Source organism: Nannocystis exedens (assembly GCF_002343915.1).
Lineage (GTDB): Bacteria > Myxococcota_A > Polyangia > Nannocystales > Nannocystaceae > Nannocystis > Nannocystis exedens.
On sequence record NZ_NETK01000001.1, the window covers coordinates 4,630,312 to 4,655,343 of the forward strand.

Annotated in this window: 23 protein-coding genes and 1 pseudogene; 14 read left to right on the forward strand and 10 right to left on the reverse strand. The window is 70.9% G+C overall.

Annotated features, from left to right (window positions below; translation table 11 throughout):
* Positions 1-60: 60 nt before the first annotated feature.
* A complete protein-coding gene (locus tag NAEX_RS52155) occupies positions 61-1,473 on the reverse strand; it encodes a formylglycine-generating enzyme family protein (RefSeq protein ID WP_096328740.1) in 1,413 nt (470 codons plus the stop codon).
* 749 nt (positions 1,474-2,222) lie between these two features.
* Here NAEX_RS52155 and NAEX_RS18180 point away from each other — a divergent pair.
* Complete coding sequence (locus tag NAEX_RS18180) at positions 2,223-2,741, forward strand: methylated-DNA--[protein]-cysteine S-methyltransferase (RefSeq protein WP_245913754.1); 519 nt, start codon at positions 2,223-2,225, stop codon at positions 2,739-2,741.
* Positions 2,735-3,310, forward strand: coding sequence for a hypothetical protein (locus tag NAEX_RS18185; protein ID WP_143140914.1), 576 nt, complete (start codon positions 2,735-2,737; stop codon positions 3,308-3,310). Before NAEX_RS18180 ends, NAEX_RS18185 begins: the two co-directional genes overlap by 7 nt.
* 48 nt (positions 3,311-3,358) lie before the next feature.
* Here the strand turns inward: NAEX_RS18185 and NAEX_RS18190 are convergent, their stop codons facing one another.
* Positions 3,359-4,276, reverse strand: a complete 918-nt coding sequence (locus tag NAEX_RS18190; protein ID WP_143140913.1) for a hypothetical protein — start codon at positions 4,274-4,276, stop codon at positions 3,359-3,361.
* A 131-nt stretch (positions 4,277-4,407) separates the two neighbouring features.
* Between NAEX_RS18190 and hemE the strand changes: the two genes are divergently transcribed.
* From hemE to NAEX_RS18220, 6 genes are all read left to right on the forward strand, one after another.
* Positions 4,408-5,424 carry a uroporphyrinogen decarboxylase gene (gene hemE / locus NAEX_RS18195; RefSeq protein ID WP_096328744.1) on the forward strand — a complete coding sequence of 339 codons (1,017 nt, stop codon included), beginning with the start codon at positions 4,408-4,410 and terminating at the stop codon, positions 5,422-5,424.
* Positions 5,421-5,981 carry a TlpA family protein disulfide reductase gene (locus NAEX_RS18200; RefSeq protein ID WP_100793221.1) on the forward strand — a complete coding sequence of 187 codons (561 nt, stop codon included), beginning with the start codon at positions 5,421-5,423 and terminating at the stop codon, positions 5,979-5,981. Before hemE ends, NAEX_RS18200 begins: the two co-directional genes overlap by 4 nt.
* 86 nt (positions 5,982-6,067) lie before the next feature.
* A complete protein-coding gene (locus NAEX_RS18205; RefSeq protein WP_096328746.1) occupies positions 6,068-7,201 on the forward strand; it encodes a mechanosensitive ion channel family protein in 1,134 nt (377 codons plus the stop codon).
* 277 nt (positions 7,202-7,478) lie between these two features.
* Positions 7,479-8,054 carry a hypoxanthine phosphoribosyltransferase gene (gene hpt / locus NAEX_RS18210; protein WP_096328747.1) on the forward strand — a complete coding sequence of 192 codons (576 nt, stop codon included), beginning with the start codon at positions 7,479-7,481 and terminating at the stop codon, positions 8,052-8,054.
* A 13-nt stretch (positions 8,055-8,067) separates the two neighbouring features.
* Positions 8,068-9,135 (forward strand): adenosine deaminase, encoded by a 1,068-nt coding sequence (gene add, locus NAEX_RS18215; RefSeq protein WP_096328748.1) that lies wholly within the window; start codon positions 8,068-8,070, stop codon positions 9,133-9,135.
* 239 nt (positions 9,136-9,374) lie between these two features.
* Positions 9,375-10,865: a hypothetical protein gene (locus NAEX_RS18220; RefSeq protein ID WP_096328749.1), complete on the forward strand. Its 1,491-nt coding sequence runs from the start codon at positions 9,375-9,377 to the stop codon at positions 10,863-10,865.
* Positions 10,866-10,873: 8 nt separating this feature from the next.
* Here the strand turns inward: NAEX_RS18220 and NAEX_RS18225 are convergent, their stop codons facing one another.
* The 3 genes from NAEX_RS18225 to NAEX_RS18230 form a co-directional block, all read right to left on the reverse strand.
* The gene (locus NAEX_RS18225) at positions 10,874-11,278 is read right to left on the reverse strand and encodes a hypothetical protein (RefSeq protein ID WP_096328750.1); all 405 of its coding nucleotides are present in this window, start codon (positions 11,276-11,278) and stop codon (positions 10,874-10,876) included.
* A gap of 105 nt (positions 11,279-11,383) precedes the next feature.
* Positions 11,384-11,506, reverse strand: a complete 123-nt coding sequence (locus NAEX_RS53845) for a hypothetical protein (RefSeq protein WP_256254079.1) — start codon at positions 11,504-11,506, stop codon at positions 11,384-11,386.
* Entirely contained in the window at positions 11,503-11,715 is a 213-nt protein-coding gene (locus NAEX_RS18230; RefSeq protein ID WP_096328751.1) for a hypothetical protein, read from the reverse strand. Before NAEX_RS18230 ends, NAEX_RS53845 begins: the two co-directional genes overlap by 4 nt.
* Positions 11,716-12,033: 318 nt before the next feature.
* Here NAEX_RS18230 and NAEX_RS18235 point away from each other — a divergent pair, with 318 nt between their 5' ends.
* Both NAEX_RS18235 and NAEX_RS18240 read left to right on the forward strand, forming a co-directional pair.
* A complete protein-coding gene (locus NAEX_RS18235; RefSeq protein WP_096328752.1) occupies positions 12,034-13,281 on the forward strand; it encodes a family 3 adenylate cyclase in 1,248 nt (415 codons plus the stop codon).
* Between the two features lie 388 nt (positions 13,282-13,669).
* On the forward strand, positions 13,670-14,560 hold the full coding sequence (locus NAEX_RS18240; protein WP_143140912.1) for a hypothetical protein: 891 nt from the start codon (positions 13,670-13,672) through the stop codon (positions 14,558-14,560).
* A gap of 180 nt (positions 14,561-14,740) precedes the next feature.
* Here NAEX_RS18240 and NAEX_RS50390 read toward each other — a convergent pair whose 3' ends face one another.
* The 5 genes and pseudogenes from NAEX_RS50390 to NAEX_RS18265 form a co-directional block, all read right to left on the reverse strand.
* Positions 14,741-16,159 (reverse strand): ferritin-like domain-containing protein, encoded by a 1,419-nt coding sequence (locus NAEX_RS50390; RefSeq protein WP_170135812.1) that lies wholly within the window; start codon positions 16,157-16,159, stop codon positions 14,741-14,743.
* Between the two features lie 615 nt (positions 16,160-16,774).
* Positions 16,775-17,566 (reverse strand): annotated as a pseudogene (locus NAEX_RS54560) (DNA-methyltransferase); the annotation flags it as partial.
* A gap of 53 nt (positions 17,567-17,619) precedes the next feature.
* On the reverse strand, positions 17,620-18,234 hold the full coding sequence (locus NAEX_RS18255; RefSeq protein ID WP_096328756.1) for an L-threonylcarbamoyladenylate synthase: 615 nt from the start codon (positions 18,232-18,234) through the stop codon (positions 17,620-17,622).
* 37 nt (positions 18,235-18,271) lie between these two features.
* Positions 18,272-19,306, reverse strand: coding sequence for a class II fructose-bisphosphate aldolase (fbaA, locus tag NAEX_RS18260; protein WP_096328757.1), 1,035 nt, complete (start codon positions 19,304-19,306; stop codon positions 18,272-18,274).
* A 100-nt stretch (positions 19,307-19,406) separates the two neighbouring features.
* A complete protein-coding gene (locus tag NAEX_RS18265) occupies positions 19,407-20,789 on the reverse strand; it encodes an ArnT family glycosyltransferase (protein WP_143140911.1) in 1,383 nt (460 codons plus the stop codon).
* 581 nt (positions 20,790-21,370) lie between these two features.
* On the opposite strand from NAEX_RS18265, the gene NAEX_RS18270 reads away from it, so the two are divergent.
* From NAEX_RS18270 to NAEX_RS48000, 4 genes are all read left to right on the forward strand, one after another.
* Positions 21,371-22,561, forward strand: a complete 1,191-nt coding sequence (locus tag NAEX_RS18270; RefSeq protein ID WP_096328759.1) for a hypothetical protein — start codon at positions 21,371-21,373, stop codon at positions 22,559-22,561.
* Between the two features lie 93 nt (positions 22,562-22,654).
* Positions 22,655-23,632, forward strand: a complete 978-nt coding sequence (locus NAEX_RS18275) for a hypothetical protein (RefSeq protein WP_143140910.1) — start codon at positions 22,655-22,657, stop codon at positions 23,630-23,632.
* A 95-nt stretch (positions 23,633-23,727) separates the two neighbouring features.
* Positions 23,728-23,946, forward strand: a complete 219-nt coding sequence (locus NAEX_RS18280) for a hypothetical protein (RefSeq protein WP_096328761.1) — start codon at positions 23,728-23,730, stop codon at positions 23,944-23,946.
* Positions 23,931-25,022: a hypothetical protein gene (locus NAEX_RS48000; protein ID WP_143825591.1), complete on the forward strand. Its 1,092-nt coding sequence runs from the start codon at positions 23,931-23,933 to the stop codon at positions 25,020-25,022. The genes NAEX_RS18280 and NAEX_RS48000 overlap by 16 nt, the downstream gene beginning before the upstream one ends.
* Positions 25,023-25,032: the final 10 nt, after the last annotated feature.

Sequence of the window (25,032 nt, forward strand, 5' to 3'; positions counted from 1 at the left end):
GAGACGACCACGTTCTCGCAGAACGACTCGACGCTCACCCCCTCGGAGCACGCCCGTCGTCTACTTCGCCCCCGCTTTTTGCGCGGACGCTGTCTTCGATTTCTTCACGACCGTCCTCTTCGTCGCCGCCCTGCCCGCTTTCTTCGCGCCGGACTCGCGCACGCCGGACATCGTCGCGCCCGCAGCCTTCGTCGCCGTCTTCTTGCCCGCCTTCTTTGTCGCCGCCTTCTTCACGCCGGCCTTCTCGCCCGCGAGCTTGCTCACCCCGGACTTCGTCACACCGGCCGCCGCCTTCCCGGCCTTCTTCGTCGCCGCCTTCTTCGCCTTCTTCGCACCGGCCTTCTTCGTCGCCGCCTTCCCCGCCTTCTTCGCACCGGCCTTCTTGCCCCCAGGCTTGCTCACCCTGGACTTCGTCGCACCGGCCTCCGCCTTCGACTTCTTCGCCGCCGCCTTCCCCGCCTTCTTCACCCCGGCCGTCTTCCCCGTCCGCTTCGCGCTCGCCTTCCGTTCCGGCCCCTTCGCATCACCTGTCTCTTCAGCCATCTCCGCGCTCGCGCTCTCGTGTTCGCCGAGCCCGTGGACCAGCCGCACCGTCGCCCCGAATTCGGCCGCGCGTTCGGTCATGCGCATCGCGCAGAGCATCAGGTTCCACTCGCCGCAGTCTTGCCAGGGGTAGCAATCGCCGGCGCCGCCGCGGACCACGTGCATCCCGGAGCCGAGCCAGGGCGCCCCGTCGTCCGGGGCGCCGCGGTAGTGCTCGTGCCAGTGGTCGGCGCACAGCTCCGGGTAGAGGCCGTAGCCGTGGAGACCGAACGCGTTGTGCGTCGCGCCCTCGTCGTCGGCCAGCATCGCCTCGATCGTCGCGTCGTCGGGCAGCTCGTCGCCCCACGGCAGCAGGCGGCGGCGCAGTCCGCCGCGCGCCGCGTACTCGAGCTCGGCCTCCGCCGGCAGTCGCAGCCCCGTGCCGAGCAGCACCGCCGTGATCTGCTCCGGAGTCAGGTGCGCCGGCGCCTTCGGCACGTTGCCGTACAGTGGGTCGCGCAGGTTCGGCAACCACCGCAGCGCCCGGCCGATGCTCAGCACGCGCTGGGCGATCAAGAACGGCGGCACCACCACGCGGTGCAGCGGACGCATTTGCCCGATCTCGCTGAGCAGCAGATCGAACTCCTGGTCGAAGTCTTCGGCGGCCGCCTCGGCCCGGTCGCGGGCGGCGCGGATCGCCTCCTCCTCCTCGGGCGACAGACCCATGTCGAAGCCGCCGCCCGGCACCAAACTCATCTCGCCGACCGTCGCGTGGACGAACACCGCCACCGGCGCGCTCGCCTGGCCGTAGCGCCGCAGGCCCTCGTAATGAAAGAACTCGGGCCCGAGCTCCGCCGCGACCAGCTGCGCCAGCTCCTCGCGGCGGTCGTCGGTGGCGCTTACCCAGAGGGTGTGGTCGAACAGCTCGGGGGCCGCGGCGACGTGCAGCATCTGCCCGTTTTACCCCGACCGCGGCGCGCGTTGCATCCAGCGTCGCTGCGCGATCTGCTGCGCACGCTCGTGCGGCCGCGAGCGAGCACGGCCGCACGCTCGCGCCCGCGAGCACGCTCGCGCGATCGCTGCGCGCGCTCGCGAGGTCGCGTCGTCTCGCGACCTGCATGCATCCTCCGTGCGGCGCGACCATCGCGAGCGCGAGCCGCTCACCCCCGCGTCAATCGCTGCGCTCGCTCCCCGCTCGCCCCGCGATCGTCGCCGCGCCAGCCTCCTCCGGGCGCACCGCCTCGGCCCCGCTCGCGCCCTGTCGGTCGCAGCGCTCGCTTTCCTCGCTCGCCTCGCGATCTGTCGCCGCGAGCCTCCTCCGAGCGCACCGCCCCGGTCACGGGCGCTCGCCTTCCTCGGTCGCAGCGCTCGCTTCCCTGTTCGCGCTGCGCCCGTCGCGTCACGAGCCTCCTCCGAGCCCACCGCATCGATCACGGGTCTCCCCGCCGCGAGTCCTCCTCGCGAGCGCATCGCCTCGGTCTCCAGCCCTCGGGGCGCGCCGCGTCCGCGTCTTCGCCGACGTCCGGGTCGGCCGGGCGCCCCGCAATTTCGGGCTTGAGACCCCGTTTTCGCGCCGATGCGCGAATTCGGCGGCGCGCGTCGGCGCCCCGGTGTACACCCTCGGGCGAGCCGCGCCCTGACACCTCCCGGGTCGCCCTCGCCCACCTCTCCGAACCTGTCCCGAGGAACATCTCATGACAATGACCTTTTGGACATGGATGTCCAGCCCGATCGGCGATATGCGGCTCGTCGCCGGCGGGGGAGTGTTGCGCCGCGTCCACTTGACCGAGCGGCGCGACGAGCCGGCCCCTGCCGCCTACGGCGTCGAGCGAGACGACGACCCCGTGCTGCAGCAGGCCCGGCGCGAGCTCGACGAATACTTCGCCGGCGCTCGGCGACGCTTCGAGGTCCCGCTGGGCGCCGAGGGCAGCGAGTTTCAGCGGGCCGTGTGGGCCGCGCTGATGGCCGTCGAGTTCGGCGCGATCTGCAGCTACGCCGACATCGCCCGGGCCATGGGGCGGCCCACTGCCACGCGGGCCGTCGGCGGCGCCAACAACAAGAACCCGATCCCGATCATCGTCCCCTGTCACCGCGTCGTCGGCAGCGATCGCAGCCTCGTCGGCTACGGGGGCGGCCTCGAGCGCAAGCGGTGGCTCCTGGCGCACGAGGCCCGGCTGGTGGGCGCCGTGTTCCCCGGCTACGATCCGCCGCGATGTTGAAGCGGAGCTCGCTCGCGCTCGCCCTCCTCGCCGTCGCCTGCGCCACCAACCCCGACGGCGGCCGGCTGCACGAGGTGCCCAAGGGCCTCGTCCACGTCGTCTTCGCCGGCATCGACAGCGCCCCCCACGAGTCGCTCTCCTGGCGCGAGGCGCTGCGCCTGCAGGAGCGGGCGCGCGAGGAGCTGCAGCGGACCGCGCGCGAGGAGGGCCACGTCGCGTGGTTCTTCCACGCCTTCGACGACGACGACCTGGTCTTCATCCTCGCCCGCTGGCACCCCGGTCACATCGGCGGCACCTACGAAGTGACCGCGCGCTACACCGTCCCGCGCACGCGGCGAGGCGAGCGGATGCTCGGCGTCGCCGACGAGATCGCCGAGTACGAGAAGGGCGTCGGCAAGATCCACGCCGGCATGTCGCTCGCCGAGGTCGAGGCCGTGCGCGGCAAGCCCGACCAGCTCGTCGAGCTCGGCCCCTTCGGCGCCTTCGACATCATCTACCCCGACCTCTGCGTCCGCTTCCTCGAGGGTCGCGCCGCGCACTTGTGGTCGCCCGAGCGCTGCCGGCCGTAGCGCCGCGGCCACGCGTCCGCGGCGCTCGCTCGCGCCGAGCCGGGCGCCTCAGCAGGCCGGGCACGCGCACCCCAGGTCGACGTCGCCCGCCCCCGCGCCGCAGAGCCCGAACGGCTCCACGCAGGCCTCGCCGGCGCACTCGCAGTTGACCTTGCCGCCGCACTCGGTGGGCAGCGGCAGGCACGTGTGATCGTTGATGAACGCCTGGAACTCGACGCACATCTGCGTATCGGGGCACAGCTTGCAGTCGGGCACCTTGTCGCACGAGATCACCGGCACGCAGGCGCCGCTCCAGCACGCGCCCTCGATGCCCGGCAGCGTGCCGGGCGGACAGTCGGGCGGCAGCGAGTCGCAGGCGACCTCGCTGCTGCAGTCGACCTTCTCGGTGGTGCACTGGCCGAGCACGCACCGGGCCTCGTCGATGCCGATCTGCTGGCACTGCGTCTCCTCGCACTCGGCCTTGCAGATCGGGTCGTTCTGATCGTTGGGGATGCCGTAGCACGAGCAGCAGTCGTCGTGCAGCTTGCAGTCGGCGTCGACCTCGCACGGCCCCCCGCCCATGCCGCCGGTCGTCCCCTCGGTGCCGGTCCCGCTGGTGGTGGAGGTGTCGCCCGGGTCGGTCGTCTCACTGGTGGTCGCGACCGTCGTCTCGCCGGTCGTGCTCATCGCCTCGGTGGTGGTCGGCGCCGCCGTGCTGGTCTCGACCGTGGTGGTCGGCTCGCCGGTCGTCGCCGAGAGCGCGGTCGTGGAGGCGTCCGTCGTCCCGGTGCCGCCCGTCGGGTCGAGGCTGGTGTCCGGCGAGTCGGTGGCGCTCGACCCCGGCGTCGACTGCCCGGCGGTCTCGCCGGTGCCGTCGGTGTTCGACGCGGTCGCGGTGGTGTTGCCGAGGGTCTCGCTGCTCTGCGGCGCGGCCGTCGAACAGGCGAGGCCGAGGCTGGACATCCACAAGAGAGATCTAAGTCGCATGAGCGAAGGATGGCAAAGGGCCCGCGGAGGCGCCAGGGGCCGCGCCGAACCGCTCGCGGGGCGCCGCGTGTGCGTCCGCGCCCCGGCCGCGGGGCCCCGCGCCCCCCAGGGTGCGCTATCGTGCCCGGGTCATGCAAAACGACAGCTTCCTCCGCGCCTGCCGCGGCGAACGCCCCGAGCGGACACCGATCTGGCTCATGAGACAGGCCGGGCGCTACCTCCCCGAGTACCGCGCGGTCCGGGCCAGGGTCAGCTTCGAGGAGCTGTGCCGGACCCCCGACCTGTGCGCCGAGGTCACGCTGCAGCCGATCGACCGCCTCGGCGTCGACGCCGCGATCCTGTTCTCCGACATCCTCGTCGTGTTCGACGCCCTCGGCGTCGACGTCCGCTTCGAGCCCTCGCCGGTGATCGCCGCCCCCGTGCGCACCCGCGCCGACGTCGACCGTCTGCAGTGGATGGACCCGCGCGAGGCCTGCCACTACGTCTACGCCGCCGTGCGCGCCTGCAAGGCCGCCCTCGCCGACCGCGTGCCGCTGATCGGCTTCTGCGGCGCCCCCTTCACCACCCTCAGCTACCTCGTCGAGGGCAAGACCAGCCGCGAGTTCGAACATGTCAAGGCGCTCATGTTCTGCGAGCCAGGTCTCTTCGGACAGCTGATGGAGCGGCTGACCGACCTGCTGATCGACTACCTGCGCGGCCAGGTCGAGGCCGGGGCCGACGCGCTGCAGGTGTTCGACAGCTGGGCCGGGGCGCTCGCGCCCGACGACTACCGCGAGCACGTCCAGCCGCACACCGCCCGGCTGTGCGCCGCCGTGCGCGAGTTCGGCGTGCCGCTGATCATGTTCACCCGCGGCAACGCCAACCTGCTCGCGTACTCGGCCGAGATGCCGGCCGACGTCATCGGCGTCGACTGGTCGATCGACATGGCGCGGGCGATCGACGTCGTCGGCCCCGAGCGGGTCGTGCAGGGCAACCTCGACCCGTTCGCGCTGCTCGGCCCGCCGGCGCTGGTCGAGCGCAAGGCGCGGGGGGTGGTCGCCGCCGGCCGGCGCGCCCGGGCCCACATCTTCAACCTCGGCCATGGGATCTCCCGCCACACCGACCCGGCCATCGCCCGCCTCCTGGTCGACACGGTCCACGACGCATGAGCCTCTCGTCACGCGTGCTCCTGCCCGCCGCGCTCGCGGCGCTGACCGCCGCGTGTACGCGCCCGCAGACCGCCCCGCCGCCCGAACCCCCGCCGCCCGACGCCCCCGTCCAGCCCGCGCAGCCGATCCGCCACGCCGCCGGCGAGGTCCTCGACCTCACCGTGCCCCTGCTCGCCGGCCCCGGCTTGCCGCTGCCGAGCCTGCGCGGCCGCGTCGTCGTCCTCGAGCTCACCAGCGCCGCGCTGCCCTCGTGGCCGGCGAGCTTCGCCCGCTACAACGACCTCTTGCGCGAGTACGGCGCCGCTCGCCTCGCCGTCGTCGTCGTCGCCCTCGACGGCGACCGCAGCAGCCTCAGCCCCGAGCCCGACCTCCGCCTCCACGGCTTCGAGCTCGGCTGGGATCCGCAGGGCGCCCTCGCGGCTCGCTTGCAGCTCGGCGCGCTGCCGACGACGCTGGTGCTCGGCCGCGACGGACGGATCGTCCACGTCGAGGGCGGCCCCGCGCCGGAGTCCTCGCGCGCGCTCGCCGACGCCGTGCGCGCCGCTCTGGGCCCCTGAGGTCTCAAGACCTCACTCCGAGTCGTGTATCCCCTCTCATGACTTGAACCGCGGCCCAGCGGCGCGGCATCCTCGGTCGTCCGCGTATGCCCGAAGCGCTGCTCGAGCTGCTCGAAGTCCCCCCGATCCGCGCGGCCGCCGTCCTCCTCGGCTCCTTCGTCGCCGCCTTCCTCGTCGAGCTGTTCTTCCGCGGCGTCGTGCTGATCCTGGTGCGGAAGACCAAGACCGACCTCGACGACCAGATCGTCGCCATCTTGCGGCGCCCGGTCTTCATCACCGTGCTGCTGGTCGGGCTGCGCTGGGCGACCAGCATCGTCGACACCGCCGCCCGCTTCAGGCACATCAGCGACCCGCTGCTCGAGACCGTGGCCGTGATCGTGTGGACGCGGGCGGCCTTCCGGATCGCCACGCTCGTGCTGCGCCACTTCAGCCAGCGCGCCGGCGACGGCGCGTTCCTCCAGCCGCGCACGCTGCCGCTGTTCGACATGTTCGCCAAGCTGATCCTGTTCGGCGGCGCCACCTACTTCGCCCTGCTCGCGTGGAAGGTCGACGTCACCGGCTGGCTCGCCTCGGCCGGCATCGTCGGCATCGCCGTCGGCTTCGCCGCCAAGGACTCGCTGGCCAACCTGTTCGCCGGCATCTTCATCCTCGCCGACGCGCCCTACAAGATCGGCGACATGATCAAGTTCGACGACGGCTCCCGCGGCCGCGTCACCGACATCGGCCTGCGCTCGACCCGGATCCTCACCCGCGACAACATCGAGATCACCGTCCCCAACTCGATCATCGGCAACTCCAAGGTCGTCAACGAGAGCGCCGGCCCGGCCGAGAAGGAGCGCGTGGCGATCAAGGTCTCGGTCGCCTACGGCTCCGACATCGACCTCGTGCGCGCCGTGCTCCTCGACTGTCCCAAGGGACAGCCGCACATCTGCCCCGAGCCGGCCCCCACGGTCGTGTTTACCAGCTTCGGCGCCTCGGGCCTCGAGTTCTCGCTGATGGTGTGGATCGTCCAGCCGGGCCTCCTGGAGGACGTGCTCGACAACCTCAACTGCCGCGTGTACAAGGCCCTGACCGCCGCCGGCATCGAGATCCCGTACTCGAAGCACGACGTCTACATCAAGGGCCTGCCGGAGCCCACCGCCCTGCCCGCCGCCCCCGAGCCGCGCCCCTCGCTGACCCTCGGCGCCCCGCGCCCGCTGCTCGCCCCGCCCGCCCCCTGAGCGCCGCCGCGAAACGGACACCGCTGTCCGGTTGCTCGCCTCACCGCGTCGTCTGCTCGCGCCGTCGCCCTCCGCATCCGCGGCGGACCTCGGCCGTACGCCCCGCAGCTCGCCGCGCGACCGGCCTCGACCCGGCGCCTGCGATCGCGGCCGCCACGCAGCGCCCGCGTGGAGCTCGGCGAACCGGGCCGGCAGCACGCTCCACGGCGCCATGAAGGCCCCGCGCGCGGGCTGACGCGCCCGCCCCGCTCGTGTATCCTCGCGCGCACGAGCGCGCATGACACACACGACCACGGACACCTGGCAGGGCGGCCTCACCGCGGACCTCTCGAAGATCCTCCTGACCGAGAAGCAGATCCACGAGCGCGTCGCGCAGCTCGGGCGCACGCTGGCGAGCGAGTACGCCGACAAGGACCCGCTGATGGTCGGCATCTTGAGCGGCAGCCTGTTGTTCATGGCCGACCTCGTGCGGCACATGAACATCCCGCTGTCGATCGACTTCATGGCCGTCTCGTCGTACGGCGACCGCACCACCTCCTCGGGTGAGGTGCGGATCTTGAAGGACCTCGGCAGCGCCGCCACCGGCCGCCACATCGTCCTGGTCGAGGACATCGTCGACAGCGGCCTGACCCTCGATTACCTGTGCGACATCTTGCGGACGCGCCACCCGGCCTCGCTCGAGATCTGCGCCCTGCTCGACAAGCACGAGGCGCGCAAGCGGCCGCTGCAGGTCCGCCACGTCGGCTTCCCCTGCCCCAACGAGTTCGTGGTCGGCTACGGCCTCGACTACCGCGGCCACTACCGCAACCTCCCGTACATCGGCGTGCTCAAGCCGGCGATCTACACCACCTGACCGAAAGACCAGCATGACCGCCGGAGCGACCCTCACGCTCGCGCAGATCCAGCAGCTGCCGAAGACCGACCTGCACGTCCACCTCGACGGCTCGATGCGGCTCGGCACGATCCTCGAGCTCGCGCGCGAGCGCGGCGTCGCGCTGCCCGCCGACACCCCGGAGGGGCTCGGCGCCGCCATGCACCTCGGGCAGAACGCCGGCAGCCTGGTCGCCTACCTCAAGGCCTTCGACGTCACCCTGCAGGTGCTGCAGGACGAGGAGGCCCTCTACCGCGCCGCCTTCGAGCTCGCCGCCGACGCCGCCGCCGAGAACGTGCGCTACATGGAGGTCCGCTACTCGCCGATGCTGCACACCCGGCGCAGGCTCGGCCTCACCCGCGTGGTCGAGACCGTGCTGCGCGGCCTGCACGACGCCCAGCAGGCCTACAACATCGAGAGCAACCTGATCCTGTGCGGGATCCGCAACATCTCGCCCGAGTCCTCGCTGCGGATGGCCGAGCTCGTGGTCGCTTACAAGAACCGCGGCGTGGTCGGCTTCGACCTCGCCGGCGCCGAGTACGACTACCCGCCCAAGGACCACCACGAGGCCTTCAACCTCGTGCGCCAGAACAACATCAACGTCACGATCCACGCCGGCGAGGCCTACGGCCCGGCCTCGATCGCGCAGGCGCTGCACGTGTGCGGCGCCCACCGGATCGGCCACGGCTGCCGCCTGCGCGAGGACGGCGACCTGCTCCGCTACGTGGTCGACCACCGGATCCCGCTCGAGTGCTGCCCGTCGTCGAACGTGCAGACCGGCGCCGTCAACAGCATCGCCGAGCACCCGCTGCGCCTCTACTTCGACCTCGGCGCGCGCATCACCGTCAACACCGACAACCGCCTGATCACCGGCACCACCGTGTCGCGCGAGCTCCACCTGCTCCACACCGAGCTCGACTTCGACTTCGCCGCCCTGCGCCAGGTGATCCTCAACGGCTTCAAGAGCGCGTTCCTGCCCTACCACGAGAAGCGCCGGTTCATGCGCGCGACCGTGGCCGAGCTCGACGAGTTCGCCGCGAACAACTTGAGCGGCGCGAAGTGACCGGCGCCATCGACCTGTCCCCGGGGACAGGTCGGCTGCCGAGCCGCACCGGGGCGTGAGAGCATGTGGGCTGATCCGCCCCGCGCTCTGCGTCGCCCGGGTCATCCGGCCCCGAAGAGCGCCGCTCCGCGCCCGACGGCGCCGAGCCCGGCAGCGGCCGGCGGGCCGAGGCGGTTGCGTTCGGGGGCGGGAGAGTCCTGGCCAGGCGGCGCCGATGCAGGCATCCTCGGAGGATGGGTATGCGGCGCGCATGGTTTGGCCTGGGGATCTTCTTGTTCGGCTGCCAGGACCCGATCGGCATGGACGAGACAGGGACCGGCGAGACGGACGCGACCGCCACGACGAGCGCACCCGGCCCGGGCTCGGAGTCTGCCTCGCAGACCAGCGTCACCGCTTCGGTGACCGATCCGCCGACCAGCAGCGAACCGACGACCACGGAATCGCCGGCCACCACGGTCGGCCCCTCGAGCACGACCGCCGTCGATCCCTCGACCACGAGCACCAGCACCGGCGAGGACACGAGCAGCAGCACCGGCAGGCCGGTCGGTTGCGACGAGGCCATCATCTTCGAGGGCCCGCTCGAGATCTTCGACGACACCGACCCGGCGAGCCTGCAGTGCATCGTCGAGATCACCGGCGACCTCCTGATCCAGAACACCCAGTCGCTCATCTCCTTCAAATCGCTCGAGCACCTGCAGCGGGTCGGCGGCAAGGTCCGGATCGAGAATAACGCCGAGCTCGCGTCCCTCGACGGCCTCGCGGGCCTGCAGATCGTCGAGGGCATCGACACGACCGCGTTCTTGTACATCCACGACAACCCTTCGCTCACCGACATCAGTGACCTGCAGGCGTTGCAGCACGTCAAGCTGGTGAGCATCGCGGGCTGCGACGCGCTCACCGACCTCACGGGCCTCACCGGGATCATCGAACCCGGCTGGAGCCTCACCCTCGTCGACAACGCCGACCTGAGCTCGCTCGCCAGCCTCGCCGGCATCACCGGCTTCAGCGGCTATCTGGACATCGGCTACAGCCCGAAGCTCGCCGACCTGAGCCCCCTCGCCGACATCCTCGCGCCGGACCTGGCGGGGCTGTCCATCAGCGGCCTCCCGCTGCTTACGGATTTACAGGGGCTCGAGTCGGTCGAGGCGCTCGGGCGGCTGGAGCTCCGTGACAACGCCGGTCTCGTCGACCTCTCGGGCCTGGACGGCCTGTCATCCGTGAGCGACCACGCGTGGCTGCTCGACAACGCGAAGCTCGCCACCCTGGACGGGCTCCAGGCGCTCGTGCAAGCCGGCGAGCTGCAGATCTCCGGCAATCCGCAGCTCGCCACCCTGGACGGCCTCCAGACGCTCACGCAGGTCGCGACCCTGAGGTTCGAGGGCAACCCGAAGCTGGCGAGCCTCGCCGCCCTCGCCGGCCTGACGATCATCAGCGAGCAGCTCGAGATCGGCTACTGCGATGCGCAGGGCAACGACGCCCTGATCGACCTGCACGGCCTCGAGGGCCTCACCGCGCTCGGCGGCCTGAGCCTCTATCAAAACGACGCCCTGCAGTCGATCACGGCGCTCCCCCAGGGCATCGGGCTCGAGTACCTGTGGGCGTTCAACAACCCGCTGCTGCCGACCCCCATGTTGGAGGACTACGTCGCGGAGACCATGTCCGACCCCGCCGTGTCCCTGTGCAACAACGGCGGCGCACCGGCGACCTGCTTCTGCATCATCCCCCCGTGACGATCACGCTAGCGCGAGGGCCACACGAGCACGCGGCGGGCCAGCGGAGACGCCAACAACGCCGCCACGTCGCAGCGCGCCTCGAGCTCGCCTCCGCGGTGCTGCCCCAGCCGAGGGCAGCGGCGCAGGAACGCCAGCGAGTCGGCGTCGTCGTGCCCGTCCATGTGCTCGTGGACCAGCGCCAGATAGGCCCAGGTCAGCGTCTCGTGGTAGCGGTCCTCGGCCCCGAGCGCGGCGACGAACCGGCGCAGCGCCGCGCGGAAGGCCACGGCCGCCGCCCCGAAGTCGCCGTGCGCGCGCAGGAACAGGAACGCCACGCGCACGTGTTCGCGGTGCCCGAACGCCGGCCCCGGCAGGGTCGCTGCCACGAATCCGGCCAGCAGCGCCGCGTCGTCGAGGGTCGCCTCGCTCACGCGAGCGGCATCGTACCGCGAATCACTGCACCTGCACGTACACGAAGTCGTGCCCGGGGTGGTCGGCGTCGCTGCCGGCCGCCTGGTGGCAGCCCACGCAGATGCTCATCGCCGGGCGGCGTCGCCGAGGCCGTCGGCCACGATCCCGTCCTCGTCGTGCGGCGCCGGGTGATCGGCCGGCACCTCCTCGTACCAGTACCAGCTGCCGCCGTCGGTCCCTGGTTTCACGTGGCGGTAGACCGCGTAGCCGATGACGCTCGCCCCCTCGGGTCGTACAGCTCCTTCACCGCCGCCGCGCCGATCGGGTACTCGGCGTCGCCGTGGGCCGCCAGCGCGTCGTTGCTGCAGATCCCCTGCTTCCCGTGCGGCGACGCGCCGATCGTCGCGTCGTGGGCGCTGGCCTCGCAGGCCCATTGCTTGTCGTGGCCGGCGGCCAACCATTCTCGCGTCGCCGCCTTGCCGCTGGTCGGCGGCTCCTGGGTCGCGTCTTCGGGGCTGTCGGTCGTGCTGCTGCCGTCGTCGCCGCAGCCCGCGAGCAGCGCGACCGCGGCAAGACATGGTTAAATTTCATTAAGTCCTCGCTGTCGTGATCGTCCACGGGACCTCCTGGTCGCAGCCCGCCAACGAGGCGCGGACGCGATTGTTAGGCGCATTCGACGTCGCCCTGTCGATATCCTCCGCCGACGTCGGCGCCTCGCCGGCGCTCGCGCGCTTGTCAACCTCGCGGCGGCTTGCTACCCACGAGGGCGCTCGCCTTGGCCGCCAAGTTCGCCCGCACGCAGTACTCGCCCGCGCTGTTCGACCTCGCCCAGGACATCGTCGGCGGGCTCCCGCTGCGCTTGCTCGAGCGGTGGTGGGAGAGCGAGCAGACCGAGGCCGACGCGCTGCGGCTGCTCACGGCCTGCCGTGTCACCGGCTTCAACGTCGTGTCCGACTCGGCCGGGCTCACGCGCCTCACCGCCGAGCGCGGCTTGCTGGAGATCCTCGCCATCATCGATCAGCCGAAGGCGATCGTATACGACCACGGCCTGGCGATCGGCGGCGAGAGCGTGGGGATCTGGGCGGCCGACAACACGCAGATGTTCTATCCGGCCGCGGTCCCGGCCGAGCGCCTGCTCGCCGCGTTGCTGTCCGTGCAGGACCAGGTCGCCCGCCGCTGCGCGATCAAGATCGGCCTCGCCGCCCACTTCGGCGACTTCTACAGCGCCAGCGGCGGCCTCTACGGCGACGCGTCGGACGCGATCGAAAGACTCGCCGAGGACCACGTGACCGGCGGCGAGATCGTCGTCAGCCAGGCCGTGGTCGGCCGCCTGCCGCCCGCGCACGACTTCACGCTGATCGCCGTCGGCGAGGCCGACGGGCTCGGCCCGTTGTGGCGCGTCGTCGACGGCCCGCGCCTGTCCCTCGGGACATTCAGCGGCAAGCGCTACCCGATCCCCTACTCGGACGTCTTCCACGCCGACCTCACGCGCCTCGCCGGCCGCCTCGGCGACCGCGAGCTGGCGCGCGAGATGACCGCCAGGTACACGCGGCACGAAATCGTGGTCCTGATCGAGCGTCACGCGCAGGACGCCGACAGCCGGGCCGTCGCGCTGTTCGACAACCTCTCGCTGTCGGCGAGGATGAAGGACGCGGGGCTGCGTCACCTGGGCGCCGCGCACGGGAGCGAGGTCAAGGTCAGCGGGCCGATCGGCATCTACACCTTCGACGAGCCCGCCCGCGCGCTCCAGTTCGCCCGGACCTTCCGCCGCGAGCTCGCCGACGACGGCATCGGTTGCCGGATCGGCATCGACCAGGGGCCCGTGCTGGTGTTCGACCTCGCCGGCGGCGGCAAGGACATCGCCGGCATGCCGGTCAACGTCGCCTCGAAGATGGCCCAGGACTGCGGCGCGTGGGGCAAGCTGTACCTCAGCGAACGCGTCCACGCCTGCGTCGGCGGCGGTGATTTTCGCGAGCGCTGCTTCTTCGTCTCGGGCCTCGAGCTGCGCGCCTTCGAGGACTGACGCGGCCCCGAGCGCGGGCTCGGTCGTCCGCCGGGACGCGCGTGCTATCCTCGAGCTCCGCGTGCGTTCAGCCGGCCTCGTCGCAGCTCTCCTGCTTATGGGCGGATGTCGACCCGCGCCCCGGCCGCCCTCGACGCCGACCCCGATCCGCACACCCGCCGCAAATCCGCCGAGGCGATTGCGAGGATCGACGCCGCCGGGCGAACCCGCGATCGCGGTCGGCGAACCCTCCGAATGTGCATAGTCCGCGCTCCGCGCCCCCCGCGGGGCGCCGGAGTTCCCGCCTATTCTCCGGATTTAGGCCGATCCAGCGCAGAAGTCCGATCGCGGTCCGATGGGCCGAAACGGGTCCGATCGAATCATCAGACCACGTGCTATTGAATCATGCATGCACATCACAACGCGTGTCCACCTCTACCTCCTCGCCTCTACCTTGCTGGCGTGTACCTTCGAGACCAAGTTCTACGACAGTGACACCGCGCCGACGACCGGCACCACCGGCGACTCCGCGGACCCGTCCCAGGGCACCTTCGACACCTGGCAGGGCACCACGATCGACATCACCGCCTCGGGCCCGGCGACGGTCACCACGCAGCCCGGGTGGGGCTCCGACACCGAGGGCCCCCCCGTCACCGCCACCAGCGCCGTCTCCGACACCGACAGCGTGACCACCGGCATCCTCTCCGAGACCGACAGCCACGGCGAGACCACCGGCGTCGTCTCCGACACCGAAAACGTGACGACCGCCGAGTGGCCCGGCACCACCGGCGACACGACCTCGCAGTACACCACCGACCGCCCGGAGGAGCCGGTGCCGTGCGACGGCGAGCCCGAGCCGCTCGACGTCGAGGTGCTCGCCTATCTCGAGTCGCAGATCCCGGCGAACCAGGACAGCGACGGCACCACCGGCGAGGACGACGACCCGAACCTGCTGTACGTCCGCTTCTCGAGCGAGACGTTCACCTGCGCCGACCCGCACGACCGCATCTCGTGCGGCCATGAGTGGGAGCTGTCGCTGCGGATCCCGCAGGCCTTCCAGGCGCCGGGCGTGTACTCGTTCTCGTGGGCCGGGGTGCACGCGTTCGGCCTGCAGACCGGCGCCGACCTCGGCAGCGGCGACGATTGCGACGGCGGCGGGGGCGTCGCCAAGGGCACGCTCGAGATCGTCGCCATCGACGCCGACAAGGTCGTCGGCCGCCTGTGTCACGTGACCTGGCACGGGCTCGACGACGACTTCGAGCTCGACGGCAAGTTCATCGCCCCGCGCTGCCCGCAGTGACGGCGCGGGGGCGCGGCGATCGACCTCCGGGTGCTGGTGGACCTGCGAGGCCGTACCCGGTGCCACCATTCGCCGACCCCCGGCGAATCATCGGACCCGGGCGCGCCGAGATCTCCTCGGCCCTCCGGGCGACCCGCCGACGCGAGAGCTCAAGCGTACGCGTCGTATGATCATTCCTGCTCAGGCCGCCGCGGCCTGTTCGGCGCGGCCGAGCAGCGCGTCGGCGGCCGGGCCGATCACCCCGACCAGCGCGTCGCGGCACAGCGCCACCTGCTCGTCGGGCGACACGCGCCCGTGGGCGCGCAGCTGCTCCGGGTCGGCGTCGTGCGGCCACGGGCGGGCGCCGATCGGCTCGCGCAGGGCCGCGGCGAACGCCTCGCGCACCGCCTCGCGCACCGCCGGCGAGCGGCCGAGGGCCCACTGCACGAACCGCCAGGCCAGCTGCGCGTGGCGGCCCTCGTCGACGGCGATCTGCTTGAGCACGCTGCGGACCGCGTAGTCGCCGGTCTGGAACGCCGCGACCTGGGCCAGCAGCGCGGCCAGCGTCTCGCCGACGCAGCCCTCGCGCACCGCCGCGGCGGCCAGCGCCGGCAGGTCGGTGTCGCCTAGCGCATCAGACATGTCCAAACGGCCAGGTCCCATCGGCACCCCCGCGTACGCCCCGGCCAGCGCGTAGCAGGCCCGCGCGTGGGCGATCTCGTCGGCCATCGCTCGCTGCGCGCCGTCGACCAGCGACGCCGGCGCGCCGACGGCCAGCAGCTGGAGGGCGAAGCGGGCGAACGCGGCCACCGACGCGTGCTCGTCGGCCGCGGCGGCGCCCCACAGATCGGCCAGCGCGGCGCGGGTCGGCTCGTCGAGGCCCGCGAGCGACGGCAGGACCTGGCCGCCCCAGTCGCTGCGGCGCAGGTTCGGCGCCACCCGGCCCGCGCCCTCGACCACGAACGGCCGGCCCTCGCACACCATCCCGTCGCCGTGGGCGATGAAGTAGCAGCACTGCCCCGGCGCCGCCGGCATCGGGTCCGGCCCGCACTGCACGACCAGCTCGGTGTAGCTGCAGAACGGGTCGCCGGTGGCCGCCGCGTTGGCCCAGCTCTCGCTGCACACCGCGTCGCACGCGGCGCAGTCGGCCAGGCCGTCGGGCACCGGGAAGCACACGTACTTCTGCATCATCCCCGGCGGCGGCGGCTCGCACGTGAACTCGCTGGTGTCGCCGGTGGTCTGCGGCTCGCCGGTGGTGGTCGTGGTCGACGTCGTGCTGGTGGTCGTGGTGCCGCTGGCCTCGCCGGTCGTGTCGCCGGTGGTGCTCTCCTCGCCGGTGATCGAGTTCGTCGAGGTCGTGCTCGTGCCCGGCGCGGCGGTCGTGCCGTCGCTCGTCGTCGTCGCCGTGGTCGTCGCCCCCTCCGTGGTGCCCGTCACCTCGCCCGAGTCGTCGGTCGCGCCGGTGGTGAGCCCCGACGTCGCCGCGCCGGTGGACGACGTCGAGCCGGGGTCGCTCGCCGCCGTGGTCTCGCCGCTCGTGCCACCGCAAGCCGCGACCAAACCCAGTCCGGCCATCAGCTCGACATAGAAGGCGCGGGTAACGTCAAAGTAGGAGCGCATGGGGGAAACCTAACCAAGCCGTGTCGGTCACGCCACCGGGCTCATGCGATTCACGGCACGACACGGATGTCGTGATCCACCGCCCTCGCTCGCACCTCCGACAATCACACCAGGAGCCGCGAGCGTGGACCGCGGTCGATAGCTTTGTCCACAGTCGGCGCAATTACGCGCACATGTCCCTTCGGACATCCTACCGCGCTCGGCCGCGGAGGTTCGCATGGGTAAAACGCCATCGTCTCAACCGACCTCTTCGGCCGCCGCCGGGCCTTGGCTCGCGCTCGCGGGCGCTTCGCTGGGCCGCACCGTCGCGGCCAGCGTGACCCCTGCGCCGCGCGCCGACGCCTCGCCCGCCAGCGACGCGAGCGCGTCGTCATCCTGCGGCGCCGCGAGCGATGCCCCTGCGGACGAGCCCTCGCGCTGCGGCGCCCCGAGTGATGCCGCCGGCGAGTCGTCGCACCGCGACCCCGCCGCGCCCGCATCCTCTTCGGGCTGCACCCCCGCGCTCGACGGCGTCGGCGGCTCGATCGGCCCCGCGGCCGGTGCCTCGCCGTCCGCCGCGCTCGCCGGCGCCGCGGCGACCTCGCTCGTCGCCAGCGCGAGCGAGCCCAGCGCCTCGATCGTCGGCGCCGCGAACTCGAGCCGGCGGCGCATCACCTCGATCGCCTCGGGGTTCTGGTCGACGAGCACGACGTCGCGACCGTGCCGCAGCGCCGCCTCGCCGAAGCTGCCGCTGCCGGCGAAGAAGTCGAGCAACAGGTCGCCGGGGCGCGAGTGGACGACCACGATCCGCTCGAGGATTTTGAGCGGCTTCTGCGTCGGGTAGCCGGTCTTCTCGCGCCCCTGCGGGCTGACGATCGTCTGCCACCACACGTCGGTCGGCGTCTTGCCGCGGGCGGCCTTCTCCGGCCCGACGAGCCCGGGGGCCATGTAGGGGATCCTGTCGATCGCCTCGTACTGGAACGTGTAGCGCGCGGGGTCGCGGGCGTACCACAGGATGTTGTCGTGCTTCGCCGACCAGCGGGACTTCGAGCGGCCGCCGTAGTCGTACGACCACACGATCTCGTTCATGAAGCACTCGCGGCCGAAGATCTGGTCGCAGGCGATCTTCGCGTAGTGGACCTCGCGGTAGTCGAGGTGGAGGAAGAAGCTGCCGTCGGCCGCCAGCAGCCGGTGCGCCTGCTCGAGCCGCGGCCACAAGAACTCGAGGTAGTCGTCGAAGACGTCGGCGTAGCGGCGCTCGCCGAGCTTGATCGTGCGGTAGCGCTGGCCCTTGAAGCCGGTGCGGTCGCCGTCCGCGTCGCGCACCGTCCGCAGCTGCGCGCGCCGCTGGGTCTGCCCGGTGTTGAACGGCGGGTCGATGTAGATCAGCGAGAACTCACCGGCCGGCAGGCCGGGCAGCACGTCCATGTTGTCGGCGAGCACGATCCGCGCCCGCGGTCGCGGCGGAGCCGCCTCGTCGCTCACGGACGGAAGTCCCCCTTGCCCTCGCGCAGCACCTCGACCTCGTCGCCGATCATCCGCAGCACCGTCGACGGGTCGGGCCATTGAGGGCCGACGTCGACCGTCACCGCCACCTCGCGCACGTAGCGGTTCTCGAGCTCCTCCGCGTCCTCGAGCTCGGGCGTCGTCGCCTCGCCCGGCGTGACCGAGCCGGTCAGCAGCGGCTCGCCGAGCTCGCCGATCAGCATGCGGCACACCAGGTGGTCGGGCACGCGCAGGCCGACCTCGTGGTGGCGGTTGTGCATGCTCTTCGGCACCTCGGAGGTCGCCTGCAGCACCAGCGTGTACGGCCCCGGCAGCAGGCGGCGGACCAGGCGGAAGTGCGTGTTGCCGAGCACGCCGAAGCGGCCGACCTCGGTCAGCCCCGACACGATCATCGTCAGCGGCTTGTGCGAGCGCTCGTCGAGCCCCTTGAGCTTGCGGATCGCCGCGATGCCCTTGGGGCTCGACATGGCGCAGCCGAACGCGTACCCGGTGTCGGTCGGGTACACGATCACCTGCCCCTTCTTCAGCGCCTCGACCGCGGGCTGCAGCTTGCGCGGGTTCGGGCGCTCGGCGTCGACGTGTACCCGCATGGTGGTTCGTGCAGCTCCGTGGTCGATGCGTGGAGGTCTAGCGCTTCAGCAGCGTGGTGCCGGTCGAGCGCAGGTCGGCGCAGGCCTGCTTGACGCGCGCCTGCATGCTCTTCTCGGCCGCCTTGAGGTACGAGCGCGGGTCGTAGTGCTTCTTGTTGCCGACCTCGCCGTCGATCTTGAGCACGCCGTCGTAGTTCTTGAGCATGTGGTCGGCGATGGGGCGGGTATAGGCGTACTGGGTGTCGGTGTCGATGTTCATCTTGACGACGCCGTACTCGAGGGTCTCGTGGATCTCGCTGAGCTCGCTGCCGGAGCCGCCGTGGAACACGAGGTCGAAGCGCGCGGCCTCGCCGAATTCGCGCGCGACCGCCTGCTGTCCGTCGCGAAGGATAGTCGGCTTGAGCTTGACGTTGCCCGGCTTGTACACGCCGTGCACGTTGCCGAACGTGGCGGCGAACATGTAGCGCCCGCCCTTGACCTCGCGCAGCGCCCGCGCCACCGCGACCATGTCCTCGGGGGTGGTGTAGAGCTTCGACGCCGGGGCGTGCTCGTTGTTGACCCCGTCCTCCTCGCCGCCGACCACGCCGGCCTCGACCTCGAGGATGATCTCGAGCTCGGCGCACTCCTGGAGCAGCTCACGGGCGATCTTCATGTTCTCGGCGAGCGGCAGCTCGGAGCCGTCGAACATGTGCGACGAGAACAGGTTGGGCAGCCCGGCCGCGCGCCGGCGGCGGGTCTCGGCCAGCAGCGGACGCATGAACTTGTCGATCTTGTCGGCCGGGCAGTGGTCGGTGTGGATCGCCACGTAGTGCGGGTGGCGCTCGGCGACGCGGTGGATGAACTCGGCCAGCGCGATGGCGCCGAAGGCCATGTCCTTGACGCCCTGTCCCGAAGCGAACTCGCCGCCGCCGGTGCTGACCTGCAGGATGCCGTCGCTCTTGGCCTCGCTGAACGCGGCCAGCGCGGCGTTGACGGTGCTCGACGAGGTGATGTTGATGGCCGGGTAGGCGAACTTGTTCGCCCTGGCGTTGTCGAGCATGCGGCAGTAGGTGGCGTAGTCGGCGACGGGCATGGTTCCTCCGGGCTTGGCGCGGCCAAGGGGTAACACACCTCTCGCGCGGCGGCACCGCGAAAACCGCCGCGGCCGCTCGCCCGCGCCCGTGAGCGGCCCTTCACGCCGGCTGGGCGGGCGTGCTGCCGGCCCGCCGGGCCCGCCAGGCTCGCCACGCCGGCCGCGCCACCGCGGCCGCGTAGAGCGCGAGGATGATCGACACCGGGTCGTACGGCGTGCGCAGGCGCGGGTCGCCGAAGAAGATCGCGGCGATGATCATCGCCCCGACCAGGCAGACCGCCAGCACCGCCAGCGCCGGGTCGCGCCGGACCCCGCGCAGCGCCAGGCCGATGCCGACGAGCGACGGCAGCAGCACCACCGTGTTGAAGAAGTAGCGGTAGACCTCGGCGACCACCAGCGTGCGCGCGTGGCCCTTGCTGGTCTCGGGCCACTGCCCGGCGATGAACCACTGCAGCATCATGTTGACGAAGCTGTAGCGCACCTGCTCCAAGAGACCGGTGGCCGCGTAGCACTTGGCGCGGATGTCCTTGTGGATGAACGGGTCGCCGATGTAGCCGACGAAGCGGATGCTGTCGCCCTTGAGGGCCGGACGCAGCGCCAGCGGCGACCACTCGGGGACCCAGTTCTTGAGCGTGCGGAAGCCGGGCAGGGTCACGCGGCGGCCGTTGGTCTGGTCGTCCTTGCGCTCGGCCGCGGCCCGCTCGCGCTCGGTGCGGTACGCCTGGGTGTTGATGTTGTGGCACCGCCCGGCGGTGAGGTTCATGTTGGCGTTCTCGGCGATCCCGCCCCAATAGCCGGTGTGGTAGTGGAAGCGCCACAGGCTGAAGCCGAGCGCGAGCACCAGCGGCGTGCCGACGCCGACGATGTGGTGCCACTTGATGTGCTTCAGCCGGCGCACGTTGACGAGCCACACCAGCAGCACGAACACGTAGAACACCGCCGCCTGCGGCCGCAGCATGAACGCGGCCGCCGAGGCCAGCCCTGCCGGCCAGGCGCGCCTCCCCTCCTGGAAGCACACCACCAGCCAGTACAGCGACAGCAGCTGCGCGCACAGGAACGGCGTCTCCGAGAGGAAGAAGCCGGTCGTCGACAAATTCGGGAACCACAGCAGCGCCGCGATCCCGGCCGTGCGCGCCTGCCAGCGCTCGCGCAGCACCCGGCACGCCAGCAGGTACGTCAGCGGCACCGCCGCGGCCCCGAGCAGCCCCCACAGCAGCGCCCCCGAGAGCATCGGCGGCTGGGTCCCGAACAGCCGCAGCGGCGCCGCCAGCAGCATGTGCGTCCCGTACGCCTGCCACGCCAGCGTCCGCGTCGGCGGCGGGATCCCCTTGTCCGCCAGCGCCACCGCCCGCTCGGCGTACAGCCGCATGTCGCTGTACAGGTATTCCCCCGGCGGGTGCACCCACAACACCCAGACCAGGCGCGACAGCAGCGCCAGGCCGATCAAGATCCACAACAGACGCCGTTCCGGGGGTTGGCCCACGCGCGCGAGGGTACTGGCCCACGCGCCCGACGGGAAGAGGCCCGGATCCGCGCGACAGAGGCGAGAGTTATCTCATGACATCGAGATCACGGACGCACGATAGCAGGGCGGACCCCAACTGGGCATTGCCAACTCTGGTCGTTGCCAATGCTCACTGCAAATGAGCCCATCGGCCGCAATTACATTCCGGGCTCAATGCCAGTTGCGGCGCCCCAATTTCGATTGGGCCCGGTTCTCACAATCGCGGTCGCAGTGAAATCCTTGAACGCGAGGTTGACGGGTGCTTTACCTGCAGCGCGGGCGTGCCGCTATCTCGCCCGCGTTCGAATCGTAGAAGGAGAGCCGAAATCATGCAAATCCGTATCATCAACCCATTCACGCGTCTCGACCTTCGTCCTGGCCTGCTCGCTCGCGGGCTGCGGCGACAGCGTCGAGTCGACCGACACCAGCACGCCCGGTGAGACGGGAGATGCTCCTCCGGTGTGGCCGGGCTACGTCGTGGAATGCACGCCCGACGTCTCGGGGCCCCTGCTCGTCTGCATGACCAAAACGACTGAAACTGCTCCGCGCGCGGCCACTACGTGCGTGAGTCGATCTGCGCCGACCTGTGGGGCGGCACGCCGGCGGATTACGACGGCCAGCCCCAGCTCGCCGGAGCCCCGTTCCAGGGCGTCGTCGACTGCGCCAACTTGCCGACCCCGGCCGCCGACGACCCCGACACCGAGGACGACGAGTCGGTGCCGGAGATCCGCGACGGCTGGTTCATGTCGGGCTGCGACGACTGCCGCGCGTGTGGCAACCAGCTCGGCGGCTGGCTCAACGACAACATGCCCGAGGACCGGTGGAACGAGCTGTCGTGGTGCCCGGCCAAGAACGGGCTGAACGACTACGAGGTGCTGGAGCAGTGGTGCTACGGCGAGACGGACCCGACGACCGGCGGCGGGGAGGACCCTCCGTCCGCCGGCATCTGGATCTGCAACGGCTCCCCCACGATCTGCGGGGTGATGACCGACACGTTCCCGCCGACGACCAAGGATGAGCGCTGCATGGCCCCAGGGGTGGTCCCGGATTGCGTCACGGCGGACTCGCAGGAGACCGCGGCGGCCGGGTGCTACGAACTCTGCATGGCCAAGAACCAGGGCCATCAGAACGAGGCCGACAACAGCGCCACGAAGGTCTGGAGCCCCACGTTCCCCTGCGGCGACCTCTACAACTTCACCCCGGCCGAGGCCACCGATCCGCTCACGATGTGCTCGGGCAAGGGCCCGATGTGGCTGGAGGATCCGCTGTCCTTCGCCGCGTCCGCCGAGCTGTCTATCGGCGGCGGTTCGGCCAGCACCAACGGGTTGAACGGTGTCCTCGACTTCTCCTTCGCCGCTTGCCCGCCCGGCACCCTGGTCTGCGCCGTCTCGCTCAACGACATCCGCGCCGGCTCCGCCACGGTCCAGGGCCTCTACACCACGAGGGACGCGAACGGGGCGACGACCTCGGTGCCGTTCGTCGTCTCGAACCTCGAAGTCCGGCTCCTGCAGCCGGTCCTCGGCGAGCTGAATCAGCGGACCGGAGTCGTCACCTTCCCGGACGCCGATCTGTTCGCCACCGTCTCGACGGGCGCCGTCACCCTCGACGGCCTGCCGCTGAGCGCCGGCGTCGACGGTGCGATGTTCGTGGTCGACGGCGCCCGCGGCACCTGGAATGGCCAGCAGCTCCAGTTGGACCTCGGCTGGTCGTCGCAAGGGATGTCACTCTGGCTGCGCATCACCGGCGGCTGATGGGCACCACTCGGTCCGGCGCGTAGCGAGAGCCGCGCGCCAGACCGAGGGTCGCGCCATTCGCGCACAGGCAATGGACGGGACCAGTCGACTATGCTACGCGAGATCTGGCACGTGACGCGCTACCCGGTAACATGGGTTCTGAGCCCCTTCGTCGCCGCTCTCGTCGGCTGCACGCCCGACGATGCTGCCTGCATCGAGGGCGCGCAATTGTGGCAGTCGCCTCCCCCCGGTCTCCTGTGCGTGCGCGGGGACCTGGTGGTGCAACATCGAGGGCCGGAAGAACTGGCGGTGTTGGCCCGCATCGAGTCGATTGAAGGTTCCCTGGTCGTCCACGACGACCCGGCGCTCGCGGAGCTCCCCGCCTGGCCGGCGCTGGTCAGCATCGGCGGTTCGCTCTCGATCTCGCACAACGCCGCCCTGACCGCGGTGCGTGGCTTTCCTGTCCTCGAGGACCTGTCCGGAGGGCTCTACGTGGCGGAGAACCCGGCGCTGGTCGAGCTGGAGCTGGGCGACGGCGTGACGACCATCGATTCGGTGTTCGTCACCCTGAATCCGTCGCTGGCCGAGCTCCGGGGTCTTGCGAATCTGACCGACGTCACGGGCGATTTTCGCGTCACCCACGACGCCGGCCTGCTCACCCTCGAGCTGCCCGCTCTCCGCGACGTCGGCGGCGACCTCCTGATCACCGAGAACCCCGGCCTGCGCTCCGTCGAGCTGCCGGCGCTCCGGTCGGTCGAGACGCTCTCGATCGTCGCCAACGCGTCACTCGAAAGCCTCGCCGGGTTCTCTGCCCTGGAAGAGGTGACGGCCGCGCTGATCGAGGACAATGACGCCCTCGAGCAGATCCACTGGGCCACGCCAGGGACGGCCTGGCTCATGATCGCGGCCAACGCGAGGCTTGAACGGATCGACGGCGCCGCGTCCGCGCTCGCCGTCGATGGTCGTCTGCACATCGCGCTCAACCCCGCGCTGCAGTCGGTGACGGGCTTCGCCGCCGTCGAGTCGCTCGCCGGCCTGACCATCGAGGAGAACGAGGCGCTGCCCGAGCTCGCCGCTTCCCCGCCCTGAAGCGCATCGACGAGCTGGCGATCGCCCGCAACGCCGCATTCATCGGTCCGGACGCGTGGTTTCCCGCGCTCGCCGAGGTATCGGGGAACCTGTCGTTGTACGGCAACGTATCGCTGCTGCCGGCCACGGTCGACTCGCTGCTCGCGCGAATCATCGTCGGCGGCGACATTCGGGTCGGCGACAACCTCGGCGAGGACACCGTGCTGGATCCGTGCCCTTGGCCGGGAGACGGTATCTGTGACGCCGCTCAGGGCTGGCTCGGCCGCGGCACCGAACTCTGCGTCATCGACCTGGAAGATTGCGGCACCGTATGAGAACGCACGCACACGCCGAGCATTTTCTCCTCATCGTCGCTGCCAGCCTCTCGGCTGCGTCCTGTGACGCGAGCTCCGGCGCGAATCATCCCCATCAATACGCCGAGTTCTCGTTCGAGAACGACACGAGATCGCTCTGCGCCGGGAGCGAGATCCACCTGAATTCCTATTTTGAGCGCGCTTTCAAGTTCCTCGACATCGCCGCACCCACCGACTTTTCCGTGCCGGTGCGAGTGACGAACGAGATTCCGTGTCCCTGGCGTGCCTGCTATCAACCTGATCGAAGAGCAGTGTACATCGCCGATCTTGACGCGCCCGGAGATCGCACTGGCGCCGTCCTGCGCCACGAATTGACCCATGCAATCATTGATCGGTTCTGGGGCCAGGGCTTGCCCTTTCTCGAAGAAGGCCTCGCCGAGTCGCTGTCGCGGACCCTCGACCGCGCGCCGCCGCCGGCGCCCGAGCCCGTGGGCGACATGTTGGACCGCGTCCCCGCCGAGGTCGACTACACCGCCGCCGCCTACTTCACCCGGTTCCTCATCGACACGCGCGGTCTGGCGCGCTTCAAGCGATTGTTTCAGCAGTCCCTCGGCCGCTCGCGCGCGGAGATCGAGGCGCTCGTGGCGAGCATCTACGGCGAGAGCTTCGTGGCGCTCGAGGCCGAGTATCTGTCCGGCCCGGCGCGCTGCCAATATCAGCTCGACGTCTGCGAGCTGGAACTTGCCGCTGCGGTCGGAGACCGCTTCCACGTCACGCGAGCCGCCTCGTGCGACGACCCCGACTTCTACGGCAGCGAGGGCGACGACGACCTCGACATCGCCGCCCAGCAGACGATCGCGATCGAGTCCGGCGGGACGTATCGCCTGCAGATCGCTTACGACGTGCCCCCGCTGTCGACGGAATATCCGCGCTCTCAGGTCATTTTGACTCGCTGCGGCGATTGCGACGAGCAGTCGTCACGCACGTTCCGGCAGACGGACGAGGAATTGCAGCTCGAGGCCGGCATCTACGCCCTCGAGATCGTCATGCCATTCGACACCGTGGTGACGATCGACCTTCGGCGGGTCGACCCATGACGCTGGCCCG

Coding starts and splice junctions, on each gene's coding strand:
- NAEX_RS52155 (WP_096328740.1), bottom strand. CDS start 1,473: ATGCTGCACGTCGCCGCGGCCCCCGAGCTGTTCGACCACACCCTCTGG.
- NAEX_RS18180 (WP_245913754.1), top strand. CDS start 2,223: ATGACCTTTTGGACATGGATGTCCAGCCCGATCGGCGATATGCGGCTC.
- NAEX_RS18185 (WP_143140914.1), top strand. CDS start 2,735: ATGTTGAAGCGGAGCTCGCTCGCGCTCGCCCTCCTCGCCGTCGCCTGC.
- NAEX_RS18190 (WP_143140913.1), bottom strand. CDS start 4,276: ATGCGACTTAGATCTCTCTTGTGGATGTCCAGCCTCGGCCTCGCCTGT.
- hemE (WP_096328744.1), top strand. CDS start 4,408: ATGCAAAACGACAGCTTCCTCCGCGCCTGCCGCGGCGAACGCCCCGAG.
- NAEX_RS18200 (WP_100793221.1), top strand. CDS start 5,421: ATGAGCCTCTCGTCACGCGTGCTCCTGCCCGCCGCGCTCGCGGCGCTG.
- NAEX_RS18205 (WP_096328746.1), top strand. CDS start 6,068: ATGCCCGAAGCGCTGCTCGAGCTGCTCGAAGTCCCCCCGATCCGCGCG.
- hpt (WP_096328747.1), top strand. CDS start 7,479: ATGACACACACGACCACGGACACCTGGCAGGGCGGCCTCACCGCGGAC.
- add (WP_096328748.1), top strand. CDS start 8,068: ATGACCGCCGGAGCGACCCTCACGCTCGCGCAGATCCAGCAGCTGCCG.
- NAEX_RS18220 (WP_096328749.1), top strand. CDS start 9,375: ATGCGGCGCGCATGGTTTGGCCTGGGGATCTTCTTGTTCGGCTGCCAG.
- NAEX_RS18240 (WP_143140912.1), top strand. CDS start 13,670: ATGCACATCACAACGCGTGTCCACCTCTACCTCCTCGCCTCTACCTTG.
- NAEX_RS50390 (WP_170135812.1), bottom strand. CDS start 16,159: ATGCGCTCCTACTTTGACGTTACCCGCGCCTTCTATGTCGAGCTGATG.
- NAEX_RS18255 (WP_096328756.1), bottom strand. CDS start 18,234: ATGCGGGTACACGTCGACGCCGAGCGCCCGAACCCGCGCAAGCTGCAG.
- fbaA (WP_096328757.1), bottom strand. CDS start 19,306: ATGCCCGTCGCCGACTACGCCACCTACTGCCGCATGCTCGACAACGCC.
- NAEX_RS18275 (WP_143140910.1), top strand. CDS start 22,655: ATGCTACGCGAGATCTGGCACGTGACGCGCTACCCGGTAACATGGGTT.